At 66.6% G+C, this 23,941-nt stretch carries 22 protein-coding genes; 12 read left to right on the top strand and 10 right to left on the bottom strand.

From position 1 onward, the window contains the following. Positions 1–2 precede the first annotated feature (2 nt). Genes yidD through rpmH form a run of 3 tightly spaced genes read right to left on the bottom strand, consistent with a single transcriptional unit; the run spans position 3 to position 767 of the window. Positions 3–260: a membrane protein insertion efficiency factor YidD gene (yidD, locus tag ACESLR_RS02150; protein ID WP_373024148.1), complete on the bottom strand. Its 258-nt coding sequence runs from the start codon at positions 258–260 to the stop codon at positions 3–5. Then, entirely contained in the window at positions 257–610 is a 354-nt protein-coding gene (rnpA, locus tag ACESLR_RS02145) for a ribonuclease P protein component (protein WP_373024147.1), read from the bottom strand. Before rnpA ends, yidD begins: the two co-directional genes overlap by 4 nt. Positions 611–632: 22 nt before the next feature. Then, positions 633–767 carry a 50S ribosomal protein L34 gene (gene rpmH, locus ACESLR_RS02140; protein WP_018141118.1) on the bottom strand — a complete coding sequence of 45 codons (135 nt, stop codon included), beginning with the start codon at positions 765–767 and terminating at the stop codon, positions 633–635. A 151-nt stretch (positions 768–918) separates the two neighbouring features. Here rpmH and dnaA point away from each other — a divergent pair, with 151 nt between their 5' ends. The 9 genes from dnaA (at position 919) to ACESLR_RS02095 (ending at position 13,419) form a co-directional block, all read left to right on the top strand. After that, entirely contained in the window at positions 919–2,283 is a 1,365-nt protein-coding gene (gene dnaA / locus ACESLR_RS02135; protein WP_373024146.1) for a chromosomal replication initiator protein DnaA, read from the top strand. Positions 2,284–2,530: 247 nt separating this feature from the next. After that, positions 2,531–3,634 carry a DNA polymerase III subunit beta gene (dnaN, locus tag ACESLR_RS02130; protein ID WP_373024145.1) on the top strand — a complete coding sequence of 368 codons (1,104 nt, stop codon included), beginning with the start codon at positions 2,531–2,533 and terminating at the stop codon, positions 3,632–3,634. Positions 3,635–3,807: 173 nt separating this feature from the next. Then, positions 3,808–4,890 carry a DNA replication/repair protein RecF gene (recF, locus tag ACESLR_RS02125; protein ID WP_373024143.1) on the top strand — a complete coding sequence of 361 codons (1,083 nt, stop codon included), beginning with the start codon at positions 3,808–3,810 and terminating at the stop codon, positions 4,888–4,890. Positions 4,891–5,012: 122 nt separating this feature from the next. Then, positions 5,013–7,442 (top strand): DNA topoisomerase (ATP-hydrolyzing) subunit B, encoded by a 2,430-nt coding sequence (gene gyrB / locus ACESLR_RS02120; protein ID WP_373024142.1) that lies wholly within the window; start codon positions 5,013–5,015, stop codon positions 7,440–7,442. Positions 7,443–7,479: 37 nt separating this feature from the next. Further along, entirely contained in the window at positions 7,480–8,004 is a 525-nt protein-coding gene (locus tag ACESLR_RS02115) for a hypothetical protein (protein WP_373024141.1), read from the top strand. A 129-nt stretch (positions 8,005–8,133) separates the two neighbouring features. After that, positions 8,134–10,185, top strand: a complete 2,052-nt coding sequence (locus ACESLR_RS02110; RefSeq protein ID WP_373024140.1) for a M3 family metallopeptidase — start codon at positions 8,134–8,136, stop codon at positions 10,183–10,185. Next, complete coding sequence (gene xth, locus ACESLR_RS02105; RefSeq protein WP_373024139.1) at positions 10,182–10,949, top strand: exodeoxyribonuclease III; 768 nt, start codon at positions 10,182–10,184, stop codon at positions 10,947–10,949. Before ACESLR_RS02110 ends, xth begins: the two co-directional genes overlap by 4 nt. Positions 10,950–10,977: 28 nt before the next feature. Further along, complete coding sequence (ubiD, locus tag ACESLR_RS02100; protein ID WP_373024138.1) at positions 10,978–12,441, top strand: 4-hydroxy-3-polyprenylbenzoate decarboxylase; 1,464 nt, start codon at positions 10,978–10,980, stop codon at positions 12,439–12,441. 120 nt (positions 12,442–12,561) lie between these two features. Further along, a complete protein-coding gene (locus ACESLR_RS02095; protein ID WP_373024191.1) occupies positions 12,562–13,419 on the top strand; it encodes an alpha/beta fold hydrolase in 858 nt (285 codons plus the stop codon). On the opposite strand, the gene ACESLR_RS02090 is transcribed toward ACESLR_RS02095, so the two are convergent. Further along, positions 13,416–13,997, bottom strand: coding sequence for a hypothetical protein (locus ACESLR_RS02090; RefSeq protein ID WP_373054175.1), 582 nt, complete (start codon positions 13,995–13,997; stop codon positions 13,416–13,418). The two genes, ACESLR_RS02095 and ACESLR_RS02090, sit on opposite strands and share 4 nt — an antisense overlap. A gap of 174 nt (positions 13,998–14,171) precedes the next feature. On the opposite strand from ACESLR_RS02090, the gene ACESLR_RS02085 reads away from it, so the two are divergent. Continuing rightward, positions 14,172–15,200, top strand: a complete 1,029-nt coding sequence (locus ACESLR_RS02085) for a CDP-6-deoxy-delta-3,4-glucoseen reductase (protein ID WP_373024136.1) — start codon at positions 14,172–14,174, stop codon at positions 15,198–15,200. A gap of 288 nt (positions 15,201–15,488) precedes the next feature. Here the strand turns inward: ACESLR_RS02085 and ACESLR_RS02080 are convergent, their stop codons facing one another. The 4 genes from ACESLR_RS02080 to ACESLR_RS02065 all read right to left on the bottom strand — a co-directional run bounded on the left by ACESLR_RS02080 (position 15,489) and on the right by ACESLR_RS02065 (position 19,108). Further along, a complete protein-coding gene (locus ACESLR_RS02080; RefSeq protein ID WP_373024135.1) occupies positions 15,489–16,316 on the bottom strand; it encodes a uroporphyrinogen-III synthase in 828 nt (275 codons plus the stop codon). 4 nt (positions 16,317–16,320) lie between these two features. Further along, complete coding sequence (gene hemC, locus ACESLR_RS02075; RefSeq protein ID WP_373024134.1) at positions 16,321–17,265, bottom strand: hydroxymethylbilane synthase; 945 nt, start codon at positions 17,263–17,265, stop codon at positions 16,321–16,323. Positions 17,266–17,357: 92 nt separating this feature from the next. Beyond that, positions 17,358–18,080 carry a LytR/AlgR family response regulator transcription factor gene (locus ACESLR_RS02070; protein WP_373024133.1) on the bottom strand — a complete coding sequence of 241 codons (723 nt, stop codon included), beginning with the start codon at positions 18,078–18,080 and terminating at the stop codon, positions 17,358–17,360. Further along, on the bottom strand, positions 18,077–19,108 hold the full coding sequence (locus tag ACESLR_RS02065) for a sensor histidine kinase (protein ID WP_373024132.1): 1,032 nt from the start codon (positions 19,106–19,108) through the stop codon (positions 18,077–18,079). Before ACESLR_RS02065 ends, ACESLR_RS02070 begins: the two co-directional genes overlap by 4 nt. A 115-nt stretch (positions 19,109–19,223) precedes the next feature. On the opposite strand from ACESLR_RS02065, the gene argH reads away from it, so the two are divergent. Then, positions 19,224–20,672 carry an argininosuccinate lyase gene (gene argH, locus ACESLR_RS02060; protein WP_373024131.1) on the top strand — a complete coding sequence of 483 codons (1,449 nt, stop codon included), beginning with the start codon at positions 19,224–19,226 and terminating at the stop codon, positions 20,670–20,672. Between the two features lie 36 nt (positions 20,673–20,708). Here argH and ACESLR_RS02055 read toward each other — a convergent pair whose 3' ends face one another. Next, positions 20,709–21,212: a hypothetical protein gene (locus tag ACESLR_RS02055; protein ID WP_373024130.1), complete on the bottom strand. Its 504-nt coding sequence runs from the start codon at positions 21,210–21,212 to the stop codon at positions 20,709–20,711. 143 nt (positions 21,213–21,355) lie between these two features. Between ACESLR_RS02055 and ACESLR_RS02050 the strand changes: the two genes are divergently transcribed. Beyond that, positions 21,356–22,864, top strand: a complete 1,509-nt coding sequence (locus ACESLR_RS02050) for a protein adenylyltransferase SelO (protein ID WP_373024129.1) — start codon at positions 21,356–21,358, stop codon at positions 22,862–22,864. A 54-nt stretch (positions 22,865–22,918) separates the two neighbouring features. Here the strand turns inward: ACESLR_RS02050 and ACESLR_RS02045 are convergent. Beyond that, the coding region (locus tag ACESLR_RS02045; RefSeq protein ID WP_373024128.1) for an inorganic phosphate transporter at positions 22,919–23,941 on the bottom strand (1,023 nt) is incomplete at its 5' end.

The following is a 23,941-nucleotide window of genomic DNA, read 5'->3' as shown; positions in this document are numbered from 1 at the left end:
GACTACTTTAAGGGTCGGGTGCTGGGAGAATTGGAACGCGGGGCCGGGACCGGGTCATAGCCACCCGGCGACCAGGGGTGGCAGCGCAGAATGCGCCGCAGGCCCAGCCAGAAACCGCGCAGGACTCCATGGGTCTCGACCGCCTCGACGGTATACGCCGAACAGGTCGGATAGTGGCGGCAGTGCGGGGCCATGAACGGCGAGATACCGTACTGGTAGGCCCGGACGGGCAACAGGGCAATCTTGCGTGGCAGGCTCATTGCAGACGTTCCAGCAGGCTGTCGATCTCGGCGCGCAGAGCGCGGCGATCGGTGGTCGCGGCCCCACCCCGCGCCAACACGATGATGTCGACCGGCGGCAATTCAGTGCGGCATAGACGAAAGGCTTCGCGCACGATCCGCTTGATGCGGTTGCGATCAGTGGCGTGGCGGACGTGTCGTTTGCCGATAGCCAGGCCGAGGCGCGCCTCGCCGGATTCCGAGTGCCGGTACAGCAGCGTAAGGTCACGGCCACGCTGGCGGCGGGCATCCTCGAAGACGCGCCCGTAGTCCGCACCCGTCAGCAGGCGGACATGGCGCGGAAACGTCTGGATGGCTGGCGCCGCGGTCACGGGATCCGGCGCGCCGCCCGGGCTACGGGCAGAGGCGCTTGCGGCCCTTGGCGCGACGGGCGTTCAGGACCTTGCGGCCACCACGGGTGGCCATGCGGGCCCGAAAGCCGTGCGTGCGGGCGCGAACGAGCCGGCTGGGTTGAAAAGTGCGCTTCATGAGAGTTCCCGTGACGCTTGGTTAAAGGGCGGTGAAAACTAGCGTCATCCGGGCGCAAAGTCAATCACGGGGGTCGACGCGTCGCTGGCACCCGATGCCCTCATCGGCGTAGACTCGGTGGCTTCCAATGCCCCGCTCCGGAGACGAACGCGTGTCAGCGAATGCCCTGTGGACAGCCTGTCTGGATCGCCTGCAGGGGAAGGTCAGCGAGCAACAACTGAACACGTGGCTGAGGCCATTGCATGCCGAGGACTCGGACGGTGCACTGCGCCTGCTGGCGCCGAACCAGTTCGTGTTCGAACACGTGCGCGATCACCTGCTCGATTCGATCGAGGAGGCGGTTAGCGAGGTACAGCCGACAGACCGTCCGGACGGCCAGCGCGTGCGGCTCGGGATCGGCGGGGCGGAGCTTGCGGCGGCGCCGGGCGACCGCGCGGTCAACGGCGAGGACAAGCCGACGAACAACGCCACCCCCCCGCCCCGGCCCCAGGGACCGGTAAGCAACCTGAATCCGGCGTTCACCTTCGACACCTTCGTCGAAGGCAAGTCGAACCAGCTCGCTCGAGCCGCGAGCCTGCAGGTGGCCGAGAACCCAGGGGTGGCGTACAACCCCCTGTTCATCTACGGCGGAGTCGGGCTGGGCAAGACCCACCTGATGCACGCGATCGGGCACAGCATCCTGGCTCGGCACCCGGAAGGGCGGATTATTTATCTGCACTCCGAACGTTTCGTGGCGGACATGATCAAGGCCCTGCAGCACAACGCCATTGACGAATTCAAGCAGCACTATCGATCCGCCGATGCGCTGTTGATCGACGACATCCAGTTCTTCGCCGGCAAGGAACGGTCCCAAGAGGAGTTCTTTCACACTTTCAATGCCCTGCTTGAGGGCCAACAGCAGATCATCCTGACCTCGGATCGCTATCCGAAGGAGGTCGAGGGACTGGAGGAACGGTTGAAGTCGCGCTTTGGCTGGGGGCTAACCATCGCCATCGAGCCACCGGAACTGGAGACACGGGTCGCGATCCTGCAGCGCAAGGCCGAGCAGGCGGGGATCGAGCTGCCGACCGAGGTCGCGTTCTTCATGGGGAAGCGGATCCGGTCCAATATCCGGGAACTGGAGGGCTCACTGCGGCGGGTAATCGCCAACGCCCATTTCACCGGAAAGCCGATTACCCTCGACTTTGCCAAGGACGCCCTGCGGGACCTGCTCGCGGTCCAGAACAAACTGATTACTCTGGAGAACATCCAGAAGACCGTCGCCGATTACTATCGGGTCAAGGTAACGGACCTGCTGTCGACGCGGCGCAGCCGCTCGATTGCGCGACCGCGGCAGATCGCCATGGCGCTCGCAAAGGAGTTGACCCAGCACAGCCTACCGGAGATTGGCCAGGCGTTCGGCGGGCGCGATCACACCACGGTGATCCATGCCTGCCGCAAGGTGGCCGAACTGCGCGAGGCGGATGCCAGCCTGGACGAGGACTACTCCAACCTGTTGCGAACGCTGAGCAGTTGAACGGCCGCGATCCGCCAGCCGTGGAAACCTGTGGATAAGCTGGGTGCAACAACGGTATGGAAGCGTGGAAAAAGGCGACGCCAAAACTGTCCACAGGTTGGCAACAGGATTCACAGAGGTTGGGGAAGAGGATGATAAGGGTGGAAGATACTGAAAAAAAAGGATTTTCAGTATTTCCTGCACAGGCGGGCCCGCCCCTTATTATCACTAGATAAATATCTAAACAGACTAGATACAGGACATCGCCATGGAACTGTCTTTCAATCGCGAGACGATGACCGAAGCGCTGCAACGGATTGTGGGCGCAGCCGAGAAACGGCTGACGATGCCCATCCTCGGAAACGTCCGTCTGCGCCCGGACGACAATGGATTCATCCGGATGGATACCACCGATCTGGAGCTCGCCTGGCAGGCCGGTGCCGAAGGGACGATCCCCGGGGAATGCGATGTCACCGTGTCGGTCCGCAAGCTGCTTGATGTTGTGAAGGCGGCACCCGCGGACAGCGAGATCCGGGCCCGGGTGGAAGGAGAACGCATGACGGTCGGCTTCGGCGGATCGCGCTTCAGCCTGGCTACCCTGCCGGGGGCGGACTTCCCGGACTGGGAAGCACGCGGGTCGGAGATGGTGCTCGATGTGCCGCAGAACCGCCTGCGTCGTTTGCTGGAGGCCACCATGTTCTCGATGGCGCAGCAGGACGTGCGCTACTACCTGCAGGGATTGCTCCTCGTCGCGAGCGGCAGCAGTCTGCGGGCGGTCGCCACGGACGGGCACCGGCTGGCACTCGCCGAGGTGGACCTGGAACAGCCAATCGAGGGCCGGGTCGAGCGGATCGTACCGCGCAAGGCGGTGGCGGAGCTGCGACGGAATCTCGCGGATGACGACGCGTCGGTGCGCATCGGATTCGGGGAAGACCAGGTCGTGTTCGAACTCGGTAGTGCGGTCCTGCGCAGCAAGGTGATCGAGGGGCGTTTCCCGGATTACGAGCGCGTGATCCCGTCCGATCTTCCGGCGACGCTGAAGGTGGACCGGGAGACGCTGAAGCAGGCGCTGGGGCGAGTGGCGATCGTGGCGAGTGACAAGTATCGCGGGGTGCGGATGGTGCTGGGCGAGAATGGGTGCCAGGTGATGACACACAACGCGGATCGCGAAGAGGCACAGGAGTCGGTCGAGGCGGAGTATGACGGGGGACCGATGGAGATCGGGTTTAACCTGGGCTATCTGGCTGATGTGCTGAATGTGCTCGAGACGGAACAAGTCCGGATCGGCCTGCGTGACGGCAATTCCTCGATACTGATACAGGCGGAGCCTCCGGGCGGGGCGCGCTACGTCGTCATGCCCATGCGCTTGTAGCGAAAAACCTTTCCATGTGCACGTTCGCGTTGGTACCCGAGGGTTCCGCACCATCTGTGGTGGCCCTGTCTTGAGCTTGGCTAGCGGCTGGACAGCGTCCGGCGTTCGCGCGCCCAAGCGATTCGAGCGCGAGGGTGTACGTGGATCGGTGTCTCCCTAGGTCCGGGGGCGGGGTGCTGAAGTCGCTTTGGTGGCAGGGGGTGCGCAACCTCGGGGAACAGACCCTGGCGCTGGGGCCCGGGATCAATCGGCTGATTGGGCCCAATGGGGCGGGTAAGACCTCGGTCCTGGAAGCCGCGCACATCCTAGCGGCGGGCCGGTCCTTTCGTACCCAGCACCTGCGGCGGGTCCTGCAGAGCGGAGCCGAGCAGCTGTGGGTCGGGGGTGTGGTGAACAGGCCGGCGGGTGGGATTCATCGACTGGGACTTGCCTGGGACGGGACGCGACGCTCACGGCTGGATGGGCGCTGGATGGAAGGTCATGCCGCAGTGGCGGAGTGGCTGCCGGTGCGGACGTTGCACGCGGGGTCGTTCGAATTGCTGACCGGAGGACCGGAGGAGCGCAGGCGGCTTCTGGACTGGGGGTGTTTCCACGCCATTCCGGGGTACCGGTTGAACTGGCAACGCTGGAAACGGGCGCATGATCAGCGTAATGCGGCGCTGAGGGTCGGCGACTGGGCCGGGGCGAGGGAGTTCGAACGACCGTGGGTGGCGTTTGGCGCGGAGATCAGCGAGGCTCGGGCACGATACGTAGAGGCGTGGGCGAGTGCGACGACGGCGGCTGCCGCGCAGTTTGGGTTCGGTGAACGGCTGGAAGGCCTTGGGCTGAAGGTCCGGATGGGTTGGGATCGCGGACGGCAGCTGGAGGAGGCGCTGGATCGGAGTCGAGAGAGCGACGAGGAACGGGGGTTTTCCCAAGTCGGTCCGCAACGGGCGGACATCGATCTGAGGCTGGGTGGGCGCCCGGCGGCGGAGGCGTCGAGGGGAGAGCAGAAGCGCCTGGTCACCGCCCTGGTGGGGGGGCAGGCGCGGATGCTGGAAGCAGAGACCGGGCGGTCGCCGGTCCTTCTGCTGGATGATGTGGTTTCGGAGCTGGATCGGGAGGCTGTAGAGGGATTGATGGCGGGGTTGCGCGGCTCCCACTGGCAAATACTCGTCACGGCCGTGGAAGACGGGATTCCTGGTCTGGGGGGCGAGGATTCGGGACAATTGTTCCACGTGAAACATGGCCACGTAACACCGGCGCCTGCCGCCTGACACCCGTTCGCCGCGGCCTTTCGTCGATGGCCAGGACGGACCTCTCGCCTTCCACCGCTCCACCGGTCCCCCGGCTTTGCGGTATACTGGTGCGTCTGTAACTGGCCGGATGACTCACCCGCATGTCCGATATCGAAGCCCAAGATCCCTCCGTCTACGATTCCACCCAGATCCGTGTCCTCAAGGGACTTGATGCCGTTCGCAAGCGACCCGGCATGTACATCGGCGACACCGATGACGGCACTGGGCTGCACCACATGGTCTTCGAGGTCGTCGACAATTCGATCGACGAGGCCCTGGCCGGGCACTGCGACACTATCGAGGTCACCATCCACGAAGACAATGCGGTATCCGTCAGCGACAACGGTCGCGGGATCCCGGTGGATATCCACGAGGAAGAGGGTACGTCGGCTGCCGAAGTCATCCTTACCGTGCTGCATGCAGGCGGGAAGTTCGACAACAACTCGTACAAGGTCTCCGGGGGTCTTCACGGGGTTGGCGTCTCGGTCGTGAACGCCCTTTCCGAGGAACTCCGCCTCGAGATCCACCGTGACGGTAAATTTCATCAACAGACCTACCATCTCGGGGTTCCCGATGCCCCGCTCGCAGAGATCGGGACCACCGACCGTCACGGTACGCGCGTCTGGTTCCGACCCAGTCCCGAGATCTTTACCGACATCAACTTTCACTACGAGATCCTCGCCAAGCGCCTGCGCGAGCTCTCCTTCCTCAACTCGGGCGTGCGCATCACGCTCCGGGACCACCGGGACAACCGCGAAGAGACCTTCCTGTTCGAGGGCGGGATCCGGGCCTTCGTGGAGCATCTCAACCAGAAAAAGACCGCCCTGCATACGACCGTTGTCTATGCCGACCAGATGCGCGAGGACTACGCCGTCGAGATCGCGCTGCAGTGGAACGACTCCTACCAGGAGAATATTTTCTGCTACACGAACAATATCCCGCAGCGCGACGGTGGCTCTCACATGGCGGGCTTCCGTGCAGCCCTGACGCGGACGATCAACCAGTACCTGGAGAATGAAGGCCTGACCAAGAAGGCCAAGGTGGCCACCGCCGGAGACGATATGCGCGAAGGCCTCACGGCCGTGCTGTCGGTGAAGGTGCCGGATCCGAAATTCTCGTCGCAGACCAAGGACAAGCTGGTCTCCTCCGAGGTGAAGCCGATCGTCGAGAGCGTGCTCTCCGACGCTCTGAACAACTTCCTTCTGGAGAACCCTCAGGAGGCCAAGGCCATCACCGAAAAGGTGCTGGATGCCGCACGGGCCCGCGAGGCCGCGCGGAAGGCCCGCGAAGTCACCCGTCGCAAGGGCGCGCTGGACATTGCCGGCCTGCCGGGCAAGCTGGCCGACTGCCAGGAGAAGGACCCGGCCCAGTCCGAGCTCTATCTGGTGGAGGGTGACTCCGCGGGCGGGTCGGCCAAGCAGGGCCGCGACCGCCATTTCCAGGCCATCCTGCCGCTGAAGGGCAAGATCCTGAACGTCGAACGCGCGCGCTTCGATCGCATGCTCGGTTCGGCCGAGGTCGGGACACTGATCACCGCCCTCGGCTGCGGAATCGGCAAGGAAGAATACGATCCGGACAAGCTGCGGTATCACCGCATCATCATCATGACCGATGCCGACGTGGATGGCTCCCACATCCGTACCCTGTTGCTGACGTTCTTCTTCCGTCAGATGCCGGAGCTGATCGAACGCGGGCACGTCTACATCGCGCAGCCGCCGCTGTACAAGATCAAGCGCGGCAAGCGCGAGCAGTACGTGCGCGACGAAGCCGAGATGGGCGAAATCGTGATCTCGCTCGCCCTCGACGGTGCAGCGCTCTACCCGAGTCCCGATGCGCCCCCGATTACCGGCGAGGCGTTCGAGGACCTGGTCAAGGGCTACCAGAAGGCGGCCCGCGCCGTGGAGCGCCTTGGGCGCTTGTACGACCCGCGCATCCTGTGGGCCATGCTCGAGGCGGATGCGATCCCCGAGCCGCGCAGCGTGACCAACCCGGACGTGCAGGCATGGTTCGGCCGGATCCTCGAGGGCCTTTCCAGCGACAAGGCCGGCGCCACACGCTACAGCCTGGGCCCGGTCACCGATCTGGACGGCCATGCCCAGCTGAGCCTGGACCGGATCGAGCACGGCGCGGCCCTGTCGCAGTTCATCACGGATGACACCCTCGCTTCGCGCGATTTCCAGGCCGTACTGGACCTTTCCGCCCGCCTGAACGCGCTGCTCGAACAAGGCGCTTACATGAAGCGTGGCGAACGGGTCCATGTGATCGAGGGCTTCTCGGAGGCCATGGAATGGCTGCTGCACGAGGGCCGTCGTGGCCTCGCGACCCAGCGCTACAAGGGTCTTGGCGAGATGAACCCCGATCAGTTGTGGGAAACCACAATGAATCCGGAAACCCGACGCCTGCTCCAGGTTCGCGTCGAGGATGCGATCCGCGCCGACGAGATCTTCACGACGCTGATGGGCGATCAGGTGGAGCCTCGCCGGGACTTTATCGAGTCCCGAGCATTGAGCGCGGAGAACGTCGACATCTGACGTTCACCCGTTGATTCTCCGGAACTGGCCCGCCTCCATGCAGGTTCTGTCCCTGATCGTGATGTTGATGGTCCTGACTCTTCTGGGGTTCCGTCTGCATACCCACCTTGCGGTCCACGAACGCCGGGTGGTCGCCGCCTGGGATCGCCTGGATACGCTGCTCACGCAGCGTAACGGGTTGCTCCAGCAGGCCTATTCCACGGCCGCCCACCCGCTCGAGCCACTGCGCACGGTACACACCGGGGTCCAGGACCAGGAGCGTTCACGACGCTGTGGCGATCTCCCCAAACTCGCGGCTGAGGAGCGCGCTATCCGGTCTGCCTGGGATCGTTATCTCCATGAAATCATTGATTATTCCGGTTCTAGCCAGGATCGCCTCGATGTCACCCGGCGACGCGTTGCAGCCCTGGATCAGGCCATCACCGAAGCCCTTTCGCGCTACAACGCGGCCGTCTCGGCCTTCACCGCTTTGCGGCGGCACTGGGCCTATGGACCGCTCGCGCGCCTGACGGGTTACACCGCCTTCGACCCCGTGCGACCACCCCCCCCTCCGGAGCACTGACGAGCGGCTCCCAATCCCGGGGGAACACCCTCCCGGCGATCCGGTCCGAATGGCATAATCCGCAGGGCAACACGAGCCCGTGCCTCCTCGGCACCTCTTGTGCTGGCTGACCCGACCCCTGGAGAGACCGTGTCCAATCCATTGCTGCACACCGACCGCCTGCCCGCCTTTCGATCGATCGAACCGGAGCACGTGCTGCCGGCGGTCGAGACCGTCCTGGTCGAAAACCGGACCGAGATCGACCGTCTGGTCGAGGCGGTCGGAAAAACTCCGACCTGGGAGTCCCTCGTACACCCTTTGCAGCGGCTCGACACCCGCCTGGATGCGGTCTGGTCTCCGGTCGGCCACCTGAACGCCGTCATGAACGGCCCGGCAATCCGCGAGGCCTACAACGCCAGTCTCCCGTTGCTGTCGGACTACGGCAGCTGGGTATCCCAGCATCAGGGCCTCTACCGGGCCGTCAAGCGCCTGGCGGAAAGCGCTGAGTACGCCCGACTCTCGCCGCAGCGGCGCAAGGTCCTGGACGACATGCTGCGCGACTTCCATCTCAGCGGCGTGGACCTTCCCGAAGCCGACCGCGAGCGCCTGCGCGCCATCAATGCCCGGCTGTCCGAGTTGACCGCCCGATTCGAGGAGAATCTTCTGGATGCCACCCAGGCCTGGACGTGGCAGACCGACGATTCCGAGGCACTCGCCGGTATCCCCGAATCGGACCGTGCCATGCTTGCGCAGAATGCCCGCGACCACGACCAGTCCGGCTATGTGGTGACACTGGACATCCCGAGTTATCTGGCGGTGATGACGCACGCCACGGACCGAGACCTGCGTTACCGCGTGTACGAGGCCTTCACCACTCGAGCCTCCGACCGTGGCCCCGGGGCCGGTAACCACGACAACAGCGAGATCATGGTCGAGATCCTGAAGTTGCGCGAGGAAAAGGCGCACCTGACAGGTTTTGCGCATTATGCCGAGCGTTCCCTTGCGACCAAGATGGCCACGAGCGCAGAACAGGTCGAGGGATTCCTGCAGGACCTCGCGCAACGCGCGCGGCCCCGGGCGGAACGCGACCTCAAGGAGCTGCGCACCTTCGCCCGCGAGGAACTGGGCCTGGACTCTCTCGAGGCCTGGGATATGGCCTATGCGGCGGAGAAGATGCGAGAGCGTCGCCTCGGCCTCAGCCAGGAGATGCTCAAGCCCTATTTCCCCGCCGACCAGGCGGTCAACGGCCTGTTCGGACTCGTCCAGCGCCTGTTCCAGGTGCGCTTCGAACCCGATGACAACGTCGAGACCTGGCACGACGATGTCCGCTTCTATCGCATCTATGATGCGAATGGGATCGAACGCGCTGGCTTCTACTTCGATCTATACGCCCGCAAGAACAAGCGTGGCGGTGCCTGGATGGATGTCTGTCGCAATCGCTTCGTTTCCGGCGAAGACGCTCAGCTGCCGGTCGCCTACATGACCTGCAATTCCACCCCGCCGGTGGACGGCAAGGCCGCGCTCTTTACGCATGACGAGGTCATTACCCTGTTCCACGAGTTCGGCCATGGCCTTCACCACATGCTGACGCGGGTCGACGAGCCCGATATCGCCGGTATCAACGGCGTCGAATGGGATGCGGTCGAACTCCCCAGCCAGTTCATGGAGAACTGGTGTTGGGAACGCGACGCCCTGGATCTCTTTGCCCGGCACCACGAGACCGGGGAGGCGATGCCCGAGGACCTTTACCAGCGCCTGCTGGGCACCCGGCACTTCCATGCCGCGTTGCAGCTGCTCCGCCAGGTCGAGTTCTCCCTGTTCGACATGCGCCTCCATGCCGGCGTGGCCCCCACGGACGCTGCGGAGATCCAGCAGCTCCTGGAGTCCGTCCGCGAGGAGGTCGCGGTGGTCCATCCACCGGCTTTCAACCGTTTCGCCCATGGCTTTGGCCACATCTTCGCCGGCGGCTATGCGGCGGGCTACTACAGTTACAAGTGGGCCGAGGTCCTCTCCGCCGACGCTTTTGGACGCTTCGAAGAGGAGGGCCTGTTTTCGCGCGAGGTTGGCGCCGCATACCTGCACGAGATTCTCGAGGCGGGCGCGTCGCGTCCGGCCGCCGAGTCCTTTCGCGCCTTCCGCGGTCGGGACCCGCAGATCGACGCCCTTCTGCGTCACAGCGGCCTCGAGGAGGATGCCGCGTGAAGATCGCCAGCTGGAACGTCAACTCCCTGAAGGTGCGCCTGCCGCAGGTCCTCGACTGGCTGGGAAGCTCGCGCACCGACATCCTCGCCCTGCAGGAAACCAAGCTCACCGACGAGAACTTTCCGGCAACCGCCATCCGCGATGCGGGCTACGAGGTCGTCCACTCCGGCCAGAAGACCTACAACGGAGTCGCGATCCTTTCACGTACCCAGGCGACCGATATCGTCACCGATCCCCCTGGTCTCGAGGATGCCCAGCGACGAATTCTGGCCGCCACGATCGGCGATATCCGCGTGGTAAACCTGTACGTGGTGAATGGCGAGAACGTGGGGACCGAGAAATACGTCTACAAGCTTGACTGGCTGGCGCGGCTGCGCAACTGGCTGGCGGACGAGATCGTCCGACACCCCAATACGGTGGTCCTCGGCGATTTCAACATCGCACCGGACGACCGCGACGTGCACGACCCCGAGGCCTGGCACGAGCGCATCCTGTGTTCCACGCCCGAGCGCGAGGCCCTGACGGCTCTTGCCGACCTGGGGCTGGCCGACACCTTCCGGGCCTTCGACCAGCCCGAGGCCGAGTTTTCCTGGTTCGACTACCGAGCCGCTTCCTTCCGCCGAAACCGCGGTCTCCGGATCGACCTCATCCTGGCCAGCGCCCCGCTGCAGGCCCGGCTCCAGGCCGCCGGCATCGATCGTGAACCCCGCGGCTGGCAGCGCCCCTCCGACCACGCCCCCGTCTGGGCCGAGTTCGCCGACTAGCCCAGCCGGCCTTTCACCGGGAGCGCCCGTGAAGTACAAGGATCTGCGTGATTTCATCGATGGCCTCGAACAGCGCGGGGAACTGCGCCGTATCGCCCGCGAGGTCGACCCGAATCTCGAGATGACCGAGATCGCCGATCGCGTCCTGCGCGCCGGCGGCCCCGCCCTTCTGTTCGAGAATCCCACCGGATCGGATATCCCGGTACTCGCCAACCTGTTCGGGACGCCCGAGCGGGTGGCGATGGGTATGGGCGAGGATTCGGTGGAGGCCCTGCGCGAGGTGGGCCGATTGCTGGCGTTTCTCAAGCAGCCCGATCCGCCCAAGGGGCTGAAGGCCGCCTGGGAGCAGTTGCCGGTCTTTCGCAAGGTCCTGGACATGGCCCCGAAGAAGACCCGGGGCGCCGCCTGCCAGCGCCACGTGATCGAGGGGCACGATGTCGATTTGTCCCACCTCCCGGTCCAGACCTGCTGGCCCGGGGACGCCGGGCCGCTGATCACCTGGGGGCTGGTAGTCACCCGCGGACCGGAAAAATCGCGCCAGAACCTCGGCATCTATCGCCAGCAGGTGATCGGCCGCAACCGCGTGATCATGCGCTGGCTGTCGCACCGGGGTGGGGCACTCGACTTCCAGGAGTGGACCCGCGCCCATCCCGGCGAGCCGTTTCCGATCGCCGTGGCCCTGGGCGCCGATCCGGCCACCATCCTCGGGGCCGTGACCCCGGTCCCCGATACCCTGTCGGAATACGCCTTCGCCGGGTTACTGCGGGGCAGCCGTACCGAGGTCACCCGTTGCATCGGTTCGGATCTCGAGGTACCGGCCTCCGCCGAATTCGTGCTCGAGGGACACATCCACCCGGGCGACACCGCGCCGGAAGGCCCGTTCGGAGACCACACGGGCTATTACAACGAGGTGGACGAGTTCCCGGTCTTCACCATCGACCGCATCACCCATCGTGACGAGCCGATCTATCACTCCACCTATACCGGCCGTCCGCCGGATGAGCCGGCTGTCCTCGGCGTTGCCCTGAACGAGGTCTTCATCCCGATCCTGCAGAAGCAGTTTCCGGAGATCGTGGACTTCTACCTGCCGCCCGAGGGCTGCTCCTACCGCCTCGCCGTCGTCTCCATGCGCAAGCAGTATCCTGGCCACGCCAAGCGCGTGATGATGGGCGTGTGGTCCTTCCTGCGCCAGTTCATGTACACCAAGTTCGTGATCGTGGTCGACGACGACGTGAACACCCGGGAATGGAACGACGTCATCTGGGCGATCACCACCCGCATGGACCCGGCGCGCGACACCACCCTGGTCGAGAACACCCCGATCGACTATCTCGACTTCGCCTCGCCGGTCTCGGGCCTGGGCTCCAAGATGGGGATGGACGCGACATCCAAGTGGTCGGGCGAGACCGACCGCGAATGGGGCCGCCCGATCGCCATGGACGAGGCGGTCAAGCGCCGCGTCGACGCGATCTGGGATGAACTGGGGCTATGACGCGTGACGCACCCGGGGAATGCGGCCGCCCGCACGGCGTGCCTTCTCGTCGTGGTGCTGGTTATCGCGGCCTGCGCCGCGACCCCCGAGCGTGACGCCGTGCGTGTGGCTCAGGCCCCGATGACGGACGCCGCTGCCATCGCCCCCGAGCGCATCCGCCGCTGGACGGCCGAAGACCCGACGGCCGTTGTCATCGCCCTGCACAGCTTTCGCGATCATGCCGGTGCCTACGAGGAGCTGGGCCCGTGGCTGGCGGAGCGCGGCTACGCGGTGAATGCCCTGGACCAGCGCGGACACGGTACCAGCGAACCGCATGGCCGCTGGCCGGGAGCCGCGGCCCTGATCGAGGACGTGGCCGCCATGGTGCGCGAGGCACGCGCCGCGCATCCGGACCGGCCGGTTTTCCTGCTCGGCGAGAGCATGGGCGGATCCGCGGCCCTGGCCGCCCTTGCGACGCACCCCGAACTGCCAGTGGCCGGGGTCATCGCCGTGGCCCCGGGCCTGCGCGGCGGCATCCCCGCCCGGGGCCTGTGGGATGCCGCCGTGCGCGCCGGTGAGACCCTTGCCGGCGGACTCACGGTGACCATCGACCCGGACTATGCCGGCAGCCTCGCCCCGCCGGCGGTGACCCGTTTCGACCAGGATCCCCGCATCATCCGTCGCGTGCGCATGGATACCTACGCCGGGGTGGTCTGGCTGGCCCAGTACGCCAGCGATCACATCGAGCAGGTTGATGCGCCCGTGGTCTACCTGTGGGGCGAACAGGACAGGACGATCCTCAAGACCTCGGTCTGCGCTGCGGCCGAGGCCCATCCGCGGAGCCAGGCCGACGTCTGGACCGACCCGGACTGGCCGCATCTGCTTCTGCACGCACCGGACTGGCGGGATACCGCCACGCGCCTGGTCGACTGGATGCAGCGCGTGGCGGGGGATGACCCTGGAACTGCCCTCGCGCAGAATCCCGCCCCCTGCAACTAGTCGCCCAGGTGGGCGCCGTCCTCCGGCGTGGCCGACCAGGTCGCGATGTCGCGCGCCATGGCCTTCACCGTGCGGCCCAGCACCGAGCACGAGCCCTTGAAACCGCCAAAGGCCCCGCCACCCGAGAACCGGCGCGAGGTGAAGCTGGCCTGCTCGGTGCCGTCCACGTACAACGTGCCGGCGGCCTCAGTGACTTTGCGATGGCCAATCCAGGCGTTCCCGCCACTGACCGCATCGGTCAGTTCCACCATCAGCACCTGTCCGCCGTCGGCCGGGTCCACGTCCCTGTCGCGTTCGAAGCGGACCCCCTGGTCGGCGCCATAGTCGGCCATGAACTCCGAGAACTGTTCATCCAGGTTGCACTCCTGGCGGATGTTGCTGGCGACGGTCGCATCGGCGCTGTAGGGCACCGCATGGGCCACCCGGATCACCGGCGCGTCCGCCGGGACATCGGCGGTGGCGGCGGGGCTTTCCTCTTGTGCGGGGGGCTCGCCGGAATCGGTGGAACGGGTTTCGTTGGAGGCGCAGCCGCTCGCGAGCAGCAGCCCGGCCCCGGCGGCAATCAGCAGATGACGCATGGCATTCCCTTGTCATTGATGTCGTTTCTGATTCTGCCGAAGCCGTCTGACGAGGGAAACCCCCAACCCGTGTTGGCAGGATTTCGGAACTACCACCCGAACGTACTACGGTTGCTTGCTTTCGGGGCGGCTGTAGCGAGAATGACGGCCTTTCCGCGACAGAGGGTCCCCCCGATGGCGTTCGATGTCACCATTCAGCCCAGTGGCCATGTGCTCGAGGTGGAGGACGACGAGACCGTCCTCGAGGCGGCCCTGCGCCAGGGCTTCGCCTTTCCCTATGGCTGCCGCAACGGCGCCTGCGGCTCCTGCAAGGGGCGGGTGTTGCAGGGCGAGGTCGACCATGGCCCGAGCAAGCCGCCGGGCATCACCGAGGCCGAACTGGCCGACGGCCTGGCCCTGTTCTGCCAGGCGGTCCCGGTCGATGATCTGGAGATCGAGGTGCGCGAGATCGGCGCCGCCCGGGACATCGTGGTCAAGACGCTGCCCTGCCGGGTGGCGGAGTTGAACCGCCTCGCGGACGACGTGATGGAGCTACGCCTGCAGCTCCCGGCGACCGAGCGGCTGCAGTTCCTTGCCGGGCAGTACCTGGACATCCTGCTCAAGGGAGGCGAGCGCCGCAGCTATTCGCTCGCCAATGCCCCGCACGACGATGCCCAGCTGGTCCTGCACGTGCGGCACATGCCGGGAGGGCGCTTCTCCACCATGGCGTTCGAGGAGCTCAAGCCCAAGGCGCTGTTGCGCATCGAGGGACCGCTCGGCAGCTTTTTCGTCGACGAGGACTCGCCGCGACCCCGCCTGTTCGTCGGCGGCGGGACCGGCTTCGGTCCACTGAAGGGGATGCTGGATCACCTCGCCGCCGAGGGGCTGGACCGCCCGCACCACCTGTTCTGGGGTGCGCGCAGTGCCGAGGGCATCTACGCCCCGGACTGGCTGAAAAAGATGACGGACGCACACGCCGGGAATTTCGACTTTACGCCGGTGCTATCAGAAACGCCGGCGGAGACCGCCGCCGGTTTCCCCGTCGTCGGTGGCTGGCCGCACGATGCAGTCCTGGCCGAATACCCGGACCTGTCCGGCTTCGACGTCTACATGGCCGGCCCGCCGGCCATGATCCATGCGGCCCGGGAGGCCTTCCGCGCCGCGGGCCTGCCGCCGGAGCAGCTCTACTACGACAGCTTCGAACCCGCCGCTCCGGCGGAGTGATCTCACAGGAAGATTCGAAGGGACGAAGAAGGGCAAGGGCGGATGCACCACGGAGGGCACAGAGTCCATGGAGAAATTCGAAGGCGGCCTGTATAAGGGACGAACGGTTGTCTGTTCGAGACGAGAGACGAAGGTAAGGGGCCATGCCGCCGCGTCTTGGTGCGGGCGTCGGAGTGTTGTTCTGGCGACGCAGTCGGACCCGATCAATGCCCTGTGTTTTGCTCCGTGTTGTCTGTGCCCTCTGTGGTGAAATCGCCCTACTTCGTTGCTTCGCGTCTTCCTGTGAATCTAGCCCCCGCCGGTGCGTAGCTGATCCGCCAGGCGGTGGACGGCGGCCAGCATGGCCGCATCGGTCGGGTCCTCGGCCGTCTCGACGGCGGCCTTGAAGCCCAGTTCCTGCGCGATCTCCGCGATGCGCTCGCTGCCGACGACCAGCGGGGTCTTGCGCAGCCACATGCGCCCCAGCTTGCCCACCATCTCGTACAGGTTGCGCAGGCCCTCGCCACTGGTGATGGTGATGATGTCGATCTGCCCGCGCGAGAACGAATACATCAGCTCACCGGTATCGCCCTCGGGGCGCCCGCGACGGTAGGCCTCGGCAAAGGTCACCTCGGCGCCGCGTTCCTTCAGGGTGTCGCCCAGCAATTCGCGGCCGCCGTCGCCGCGGAAGATCACTACGCGCTTGCCGGCCACGTCCTGCATGGCCTCCTGCGCCAGCAGCGCCTCGCTGTCGAAGCGCCGCGGCGGCAGGATGTCCGCCGGACGGCCGAAGCCCTTCAGCTCCTGTGCGGTGCGGTTGCCGATGGCGGCGATCCGGGTGGACGCAGGCCAGTCGCGCTCCGCAAGGGCGAGATTGAGCACGCGCTGCACCGCGTTCGGGCTGATGAACACGGCGATGTCGAAGTCCTCCAGGCGATCCAGGACCTCGCGCAGATTGGTGGGGTCACTGGGGGCCAGGATCTCCAGTACCGGGAAGCGGATTACCAAAGCGGCCTCGGCTTCCAGGGCGTTGCAGAACGGCTCCGCCTGGGCGGCCGGGCGGGTGACCAGAATGCCCAGGCTGGCCAGAGGCCCCTGGGTCTCGGCCGAGGCGTTTTCGTCTGCGTTTGCGGTCATGCGTCTACCTCTTGGTGTCCTGGCCGTGTTCGCGATGGGCGGCGGCGAGCAACTCGCCCGCGCCGAGCTCCAGCAGCATGTCTGCCAGCCGGATACCCAGGGCCTCGGCCTCGCCGCGCGGGCCCTCGACCTGACGGCGGAGCAGTTGGCTGCCGTCCACTGCGCCGACCAGTCCGTCCAGTTGCAGGCGGTCGCCGTCCAGGGTCGCGTGGGCGGCCAGCGGCACCTGGCAGCCGCCTTCCAGGCGCCGGTTGAAGGCTCGTTCGGCGCGCACACGGTCGGCGGTATCCCCATCGTTGAGCGGTGCGATCAGGTCCCCGATCGCGCGGTCGCCGGCGCGGCATTCGATGGCGATGGCACCCTGGCCGACCGCCGGCAGGCTGACGTCCGGCTCCAGACAGGTACGGATGCGATCGTTAAACCCGAGGCGCTTGAGGCCGGCCGCGGCCAGCAGGATCGCATCGTATTCGCCGGCGTCCAGCTTGCCGAGCCGGGTGTTCACGTTGCCGCGCAGGTCGCGGACCTCGAGATCCGGCCGACGCGCGCGCAGCTGGCACTGCCGGCGCAGGCTGGAGGACCCGACCCGAGCGCCTTGCGGAAGCTCGTCCACATGGGCATAGCGGTTGGACACGAACGCATCTAGGGGGTCCTCGCGATCCAGGATCACCGGCAGTTCCAGCTGCTCAGGGAGCTCCATCGGTACGTCCTTCACCGAGTGCACCGCGATGTCGGCGCGATCCTCGAGCAGGGCGATCTCCAGCTCCTTCACGAACAGCCCCTTGCCGCCGATGCGTGCCAGCGGGGAGTCCAGCACGCGGTCGCCCTGGGTGGTCATGCCGACCAGTTCGACCGGGCGCTCCGGCTCGCGGGCGCGCAGGCGCGCGGCGACATGTTCCGCCTGCCACATGGCAAGCGGGCTCTTTCGGGTAGCAATGCGTACAGGCTTCATGCGTCGTCCGGGCGAGCCTCGGCGCGAGCGGCCGGGCGTTCAAAACCGCCTAGTATAACGGCGATCGCCCCAGGCCCCGAATCCCGCGCGATTCAGGTGCCGTTGCGCAGGTACTCGCGGACGCGCGGGAGCTGGCGGCGGCTGATCGGCATGGGGTCCAGATCGTCGTGGAACAGCAGGCGGTTGTCGGTGGGGCCAAGGCTTTCGATGCCCTTGATGGAGGCCTTCACCGCCAGGCAGCCGCGGTGCACCCGCAACAGGGCCGGGCCGTAGAGGTCTTCGAGGTCGCGCAGCCGAGCGTCCACGAAGCCGGCCAGGCGCGCCGAGCGCGCCATCACGTAGCCGCCCTCGGCAATGAAGATGTCCACCCGCTCCAGGGGGACGCGCTCCTCGCGCCGGCCCACCGTGATGTGCACCTCGCGGGGGAAGGCGTTGCTTGCCCCCTGGTTCTGGTGCACGGCTCGCTGCAGCGCCTGTTCAAGGCGCTCGCGCCGGACCGGCTTCAGCACATAGTCACGCACGCCGGCCTCGAACGCCTCCAGGGAAAAGCGGTCGTGGGCGGTCACCAGGATTACGGTGAGTGCGGGATTCTCTGTGTGCAGGCGCCCCGCGAGTTCCAGCCCGCTCTCTCCGGGCATGTCGATGTCCAGCAGCAGGGCATCGGGCGAATGGTCCTGCAGGCGGGTCAATACTTCGCCGGCGTGGGCTGCCTCGGCCACGACCCGATGGCCCAGTTCCCGCGCCAGTGTCGACAGGCGCTGGCGGGCCACCGGTTCGTCATCGGCAATCAGCAATTCCAGTTGGCCGGACTTCATGGGGCTCCCTCCCGGATCGTCAGCGGTAGCCGGATGTGCACCTCGTACTCTGCGTGGCGTTCGTCGGTCTCGAAGTGTACCTGCCCGCCGAAGGCATGCTGCAACCGCAGGCGGACGGCCTCGGTCGCGGTGCCGGTTCCCTCCCCGCGCGCCTGCGGATCCACGGTATTGCCGATGGTCACCGTGACGCGACCCGAATCCATGCGGCAGCGCACCCAGATGCGCCCGGCACCGCGAGCGGGTGCAATCCCGTGCTGGATCGCGTTCTCCGCGAGCGGTTGCAGGATCAGCGTCGGCACCTGGAGATCCAGACCCGGGTGGTCCGGGCAGTCCCAGTCCAGCGCCAGACGCTCGCCGAACCGGGTCTGTTCGATCCCGAGGAAGGCCCGGACCAGGTCCAGTTCCTCGCGCAGCGTGTGGCGGTCTCCGGTGGCAAAGGTGGCGCGGAACAGGTCCGCCAGATCCAGGGTGACCTGTTCCGCGCGCTTCGGTTCACTGCGGCAAAGCCCGGCAATGGTGTTCATGCTGTTGTAGAGGAAATGCGGCCGCAGGCGGGCGCGCATGGCCTGCTCCCGGGCTGCCGCGACGGCCCGGGTCTCGCGTTGCCAGGCTGCCTGCAGATAGAGGTAGTGCATCGCCACCAGACTGAGAATGATCGCCACGCCGATCACCGGCCAGCGCAGCGCGGGGTCGGCCAGGACCAGTTCCTCCGCCAGGCGATACACAATGGCGGTGTTGGCAATGGGTACCAGGGGCGGCAGCACGATCTGCGCGATCAGTGGCAACCGGTGCAGCGGCCGCTTCAGGGCGCACAGGATCAGGAGGCTGGTCAGGGCCACCCAGAAGATGAACAGCGCATGCAGTGCCAGGCCCGACAGCCAGTCCTGGCCCCCGCCGCGCAGCAGGGCAATGGCCAGCGCCAGCAGCACGGCCACCATCAGCACGCGCAACAGTGTCTCGGCGCTGCAGAAGTCCGGCAGCGGCGAGAGTTCCCCGTTGGTGTCCCTGGCGGTTCCCCCCTGGGCCATGCGTCACTTGCTCCCCGGTTCCCGGGCGTCATCGCGGGGGCGTGGCCGCACCATGTTCACCCCCCTTTTGTGCCCGTATACTTCCGTGTCTTTCCAAGCCGCTCCAGGGTGCACCATGACGCAGGATTCCCCGCACGACAAGCCAGCCGCCACACCCGCCGCCCCTGGCGAGGCCAAGCTGTGGGGCGGACGCTTTTCCGAGCCGACCGATGCCTTCGTCGAGCGCTTCACCGCGTCGGTGGATTTCGACCGCCGCCTGTACCGCGAGGACATCCAGGGCTCGCAGGCCCATGCGCTCATGCTGGCAAAGGTCGGCGTGCTGACGGACGCCGAGGCCGGAGAGATCCTCGCGGGGCTGGATGCGATCCGCGAGGAGATCGCCGCCGGCGAGTTCGACTGGCAGGTCGGCCGCGAGGACGTGCACATGAACATCGAGGCGCGGCTGATCGAGCGCATCGGCGAGGTCGGCAAGAAGCTGCATACCGGGCGTTCGCGCAACGACCAGATCGCGACGGACATCCGCCTGTGGCTGCGTGCGGCCATCGACGATGTCCTGCGCCTGATCCGCGGGTACCAGGATGGCCTGGTGGCTCTGGCCGAGCGCGAGGCGGAGACCGTGATGCCGGGGTTTACCCATCTGCAGACCGCGCAGCCGGTCACCTTTGGCCACCACATGCTGGCCTGGTACGAGATGCTGGAGCGCGATGCCGAGCGCCTGCGCGATGCGCGCCGCCGGGTGAATATCCTGCCGCTGGGTTCGGCCGCCCTGGCGGGAACGCCGTATCCGCTGGACCGCGAATACACGGCCGAACTGCTCGGATTCGACGGCGTCACCCGCAATTCTCTGGACGCGGTCTCCGATCGCGACTTCGCCATCGAATTCACTGCGGCCGCCGCGACGCTGATGATGCACCTGTCGCGCCAGGCCGAGGAGCTGGTGCTCTGGACCAGCGCCCAGTTCGCCTTCATCGAGCTGCCGGATCGCTACTGCACCGGCTCCTCGATCATGCCGCAGAAAAAGAACCCGGATGTACCCGAGCTGGTGCGGGGCAAGACCGGCCGGGTCTATGGCCACCTGATGTCGCTGCTGACCCTGATGAAGAGCCAGCCGCTCGCCTACAACAAGGACAATCAGGAAGACAAGGAGCCTTTGTTCGACACCGTCGATACCCTGCTGGGCTCGCTGCGCGCCTTTGGCGACATGGTGCCGAACCTGGAGGTCCACCGGGAGAACACCCTGGCGGCAACCCGCAAGGGCTTTGCCACCGCGACGGATCTGGCGGACTACCTGGTCGGGCGGGGCGTGGCCTTCCGCGACGCCCACGAGGTCGTCGGCCGGGCGGTGCGCATCGCGCAGGAGCGTGGCGTTGACCTGGCAGACCTGCCACTGGCGGACCTGCAGGCGATCAGCCCGGCGGTGGGCGAGGACGTCTTCGCGGTGCTGACGCCCGAGGGCTCGGCTGCCGCGCGCAACCTCACCGGGGGCACGGCCCCGGAACAGGTGCGCCGTCAGGCGGCGGCCGCGCGCGAACGCCTGGCCGCCCTCGCCCGCGCCGACCGCTAACGGTCGCCCGTGCGGGGTCTGCCGCCCGGCCCGGCGTCAGATCCGGTCCAGCGTGGACTCCAGCACTTCCCAGTGGACGTTGCCGTGCACGATCTCGTAGGCCAGCAATAGCTGGCCGTGGGCGGAGTCACCCTCGAAGTTCGCCAGCACCCACTGGTGGTTGAGTACGTGAATTCCGTCGCGACGGAATTCGAAGCGCTCGCCCTCCGGTGCCTCGTGCGGTATCAGGTCGGTCTGCTGCATCAGGTCATCGGCCAGGCGCTCGTTCGGGCGCGCCATGCCGCGGCGCTGCAGATCCTGGATGTGGGCGTTGGTCAGGCCCAGCTCCACCGGGCGCGGCACCTCGTGCCCGGTGTACTGCTGCAGCTGCATCTGTGCCTGAAGCAGGTCGCGGTTGGCCTCCGCGAGATCCTGTTCGAGCCCATCGCCGCGCGCGATGTAGATCGCCAGCACGACCACGAAAAACAGCATGAAGCCGAGCCAGACCAGGCGTTCGCTGGTCTTCAGATTCTGTGGCTTGGGGTTGTCTTGTTCGGACACGGGCCTTGCCTCCGGAATGCAGGATGCCGGCTGCCGCGGGGCATCCGGCCGGGAAATGAACGCGCGACCGCCGTGGGTTCCTGAACCGGGGTCGATACGACGCGCATGATAACCCCTGACACCGCAAACTGCCGAGATGCCCCATGTCGGTCCCCGACCCCGTCCAGGCCACCCGAAGCGACTCCGGACTGAAGTGGATCAATCGCTTTGCCCGACTGCCGGAGGCCTTCCACGAGACCCCGGCGCCGGCCCCGTTTCCGGATGCCGCCTGCCTTGCGACCAGCCCGGTGATGTGCGACTCCCTCGGCTTGGATCCCGCGGCGCTCAACCGGGATCCGTGGCTGGGCGCCTGTACCTGGGGACGTGAGCTTCCGGGGGCAGAGCCGCGCGCATCGGTGTACGCGGGGCACCAGTTCGGGGCCTTCGTGCCGCAGCTGGGCGACGGGCGCGCCAAGCTGCTGGGCGAGGTACGAACGCCCCGGGGCGAGACCTGGGAGCTGCAGGTCAAGGGCGCAGGCCCGACACGCTTCTCGCGCGGTGCGGACGGGCGCGCGGTGATGCGGTCCTCGGTGCGCGAATACTTGGTCTCGGAGGCAATGGCTGCGCTGGGCGTGCCGACCACCCGCGCGGTGGCACTGTTCGGGTCCAGCCTGCCGGTGTACCGAGAGCGCGTCGAGCCGGCGGCCATTGTGCTGCGCGCCGCGCCCAGCTTCCTGCGCTTCGGCCATTTCGAATACTTCCACTACAACGGTTACAGCGCCCGCCTGCAGGAGCTGATCGACTACGCGCTGGCGCATGACTACCCGGAGCTCCAGGGCGCCGCTGATCCCGTTGCCGCGATGCTGGAGGCGGTGATCGCCCGCACTGCGGAGATGGTCGCCGACTGGCAGGCGATCGGGTTCTGTCACGGCGTGATGAACACCGACAACATGAGCCTGGCCGGCCTGACGATCGACTACGGCCCGTTCGCGTTCTTGGATGCCTTCGATCCCGGTTACATCTGCAACCATACCGACCAGGGCGGGCGCTACGCCTTCGACCAGCAACCGCAGATCGCGCAGTGGAACCTGATTCGGCTGGCCGAGACCCTGGTGATTTATTTCGCCGACGCCACCCGCGAGGCGGCGATCGAGCGCGCCAAGGCGCTGCTGCAGGGCTTCCAGCCGCAGTACCGGCAGGCCTGGCTGACGCGCATGCGGGCGAAGCTCGGGTTGCAGGCGAAGCAGGAGGGCGACGAGGCGTTGATCCAGGAGCTGCTCGCGCGGATGGCGGCCGAGGGCATGGACTACACCCGCTTCTTCCGCCAGTTGCCGGACCTGGAGCAGGCGGAGATCCGCGCGCAACTGGAATCGGAACTGGAGGACGTGGCGGCCTGGCAGGCCTGGTGGGCGCGCTACCAGGCGCGGCTGGCGCAGGAGGATCGGGTGGTGGGTTCGCGCCGGGCGGCGATGCACGCGGTCAATCCGAAATACATCCTGCGCAACCATCTGGCGCAGGCCGCGATCGAGCGGGCCGAGGCGGGCGATTCCTCCGAGGTCCTGCGTCTGCAGCGGATCCTGTCGCGACCGTTCGACGAGCAGCCGGAGAACGAGGCCTATGCCGATCTGCCGCCGGCGTGGGCAAGCGGAATTCAGCTGAGCTGTTCGTCCTGACGGGCAGCAGGGGGGCGCGGGCCGGTTGCGGGGCGGAGCGCCCGGAGAGCGGCTCTACCCGAGTATGCTGCGCAGGATGTAGAAGAAGGCCACAGCGAGGATGGCGCCGGCCGGCAGGGTCACGATCCAGGACAGGAAGATCATCCGCACCAGCCCCAGATTGATCGCGGCGATCCCACGCGCCAGGCCCACGCCGAGGATGGCGCCGACCAGGGTGTGCGTGGTGGAGATCGGCAAACCGGTGCCGGAGGCCAGGACCACGGTGGTGGCCGCGGCGGCGGTGGCGGCATAACCACGGCTTGGGGTGAGCTGGGTGATCCCGGTGCCCACGGTCGCGATCACCTTGTGGCCGTAGGTGAACAGCCCGAACACGATGCCGACACCACCGAGCAACAGCACCCACACCGGGACCACGGTCTCGGCGCTGACGGCCCCGGTCTGCACCACGTCGACGACCGCTGCCAACGGCCCGACCGAATTGGCGACGTCGTTGGAGCCCAGGGCGAAGGCCATCGCGCAGCCGGTCACGACCATCAGTACGCTGAACACCTTTTCCACGTCGCCGAAATGCGAACCTTCTTCGTCCTCGGTGTATTCGAAGCGCAAGCGACGAATGGCCAGCATCCCCAGGACGACCACGACGACGCTGATGAGAACCGCGAGACCGTAGGCCTGCGCCGTGGTCAGATCCAGACCCACGTGCTTGAGGCCCTTGAACATCGTGACCAGGGCGGTGACGAAGGCGGTGAGGAAGATGTACAGCGGTGCCCAGCGCTTGGCGTTCTTCAGCGGATCAACGGTGTCCAGGATCAGGAGCTGCACGCTGCGGAACAGGGCGAACGCGATCATTCCGCCCACCATCGGAGAGACGACCCAGGACAACGCAATGGTCCCGACGCGATCCCAGCGCACCACCTCGAACCCGAGCCCGACCACGGCAAAGCCGACGATTGCCCCGATAATGGAGTGCGTCGTGGAGACGGGCCAGCCGAAATAGGACGCGATCATCAGCCATGTGCCGGCGGCTGCGAGGGCCGCAAGCATGCCGAACACCAACAGGTCGGGGTTGTCCGCAAG

Origin of the sequence: Thioalkalivibrio sp., from assembly GCF_041685615.1 — a bacterium.
Classification (GTDB): domain Bacteria; phylum Pseudomonadota; class Gammaproteobacteria; order Ectothiorhodospirales; family Ectothiorhodospiraceae; genus Thioalkalivibrio.
The sequence above is the reverse complement of the archived record's forward strand: the minus strand, read 5'-3'. Positions and strand labels throughout refer to the sequence as shown.

Excerpts from the sequence above, each read along its gene's own strand:
- ACESLR_RS02070 (WP_373024133.1), bottom strand. The coding sequence starts at position 18,080 with ATGAAGTCCGGCCAACTGGAATTGCTGATTGCCGATGACGAACCGGTG.
- ACESLR_RS02115 (WP_373024141.1), top strand. The coding sequence starts at position 7,480 with ATGCAGGTTCTGTCCCTGATCGTGATGTTGATGGTCCTGACTCTTCTG.
- ACESLR_RS02095 (WP_373024191.1), top strand. The coding sequence starts at position 12,562 with ATGACGGACGCCGCTGCCATCGCCCCCGAGCGCATCCGCCGCTGGACG.
- rpmH (WP_018141118.1), bottom strand. The coding sequence starts at position 767 with ATGAAGCGCACTTTTCAACCCAGCCGGCTCGTTCGCGCCCGCACGCAC.
- dnaN (WP_373024145.1), top strand. The coding sequence starts at position 2,531 with ATGGAACTGTCTTTCAATCGCGAGACGATGACCGAAGCGCTGCAACGG.
- ACESLR_RS02065 (WP_373024132.1), bottom strand. The coding sequence starts at position 19,108 with ATGGCCCAGGGGGGAACCGCCAGGGACACCAACGGGGAACTCTCGCCG.
- yidD (WP_373024148.1), bottom strand. The coding sequence starts at position 260 with ATGAGCCTGCCACGCAAGATTGCCCTGTTGCCCGTCCGGGCCTACCAG.
- ACESLR_RS02085 (WP_373024136.1), top strand. The coding sequence starts at position 14,172 with ATGGCGTTCGATGTCACCATTCAGCCCAGTGGCCATGTGCTCGAGGTG.
- ACESLR_RS02080 (WP_373024135.1), bottom strand. The coding sequence starts at position 16,316 with ATGACCGCAAACGCAGACGAAAACGCCTCGGCCGAGACCCAGGGGCCT.
- argH (WP_373024131.1), top strand. The coding sequence starts at position 19,224 with ATGACGCAGGATTCCCCGCACGACAAGCCAGCCGCCACACCCGCCGCC.
- ACESLR_RS02090 (WP_373054175.1), bottom strand. The coding sequence starts at position 13,997 with ATGCGTCATCTGCTGATTGCCGCCGGGGCCGGGCTGCTGCTCGCGAGC.
- hemC (WP_373024134.1), bottom strand. The coding sequence starts at position 17,265 with ATGAAGCCTGTACGCATTGCTACCCGAAAGAGCCCGCTTGCCATGTGG.
- ACESLR_RS02050 (WP_373024129.1), top strand. The coding sequence starts at position 21,356 with ATGTCGGTCCCCGACCCCGTCCAGGCCACCCGAAGCGACTCCGGACTG.
- gyrB (WP_373024142.1), top strand. The coding sequence starts at position 5,013 with ATGTCCGATATCGAAGCCCAAGATCCCTCCGTCTACGATTCCACCCAG.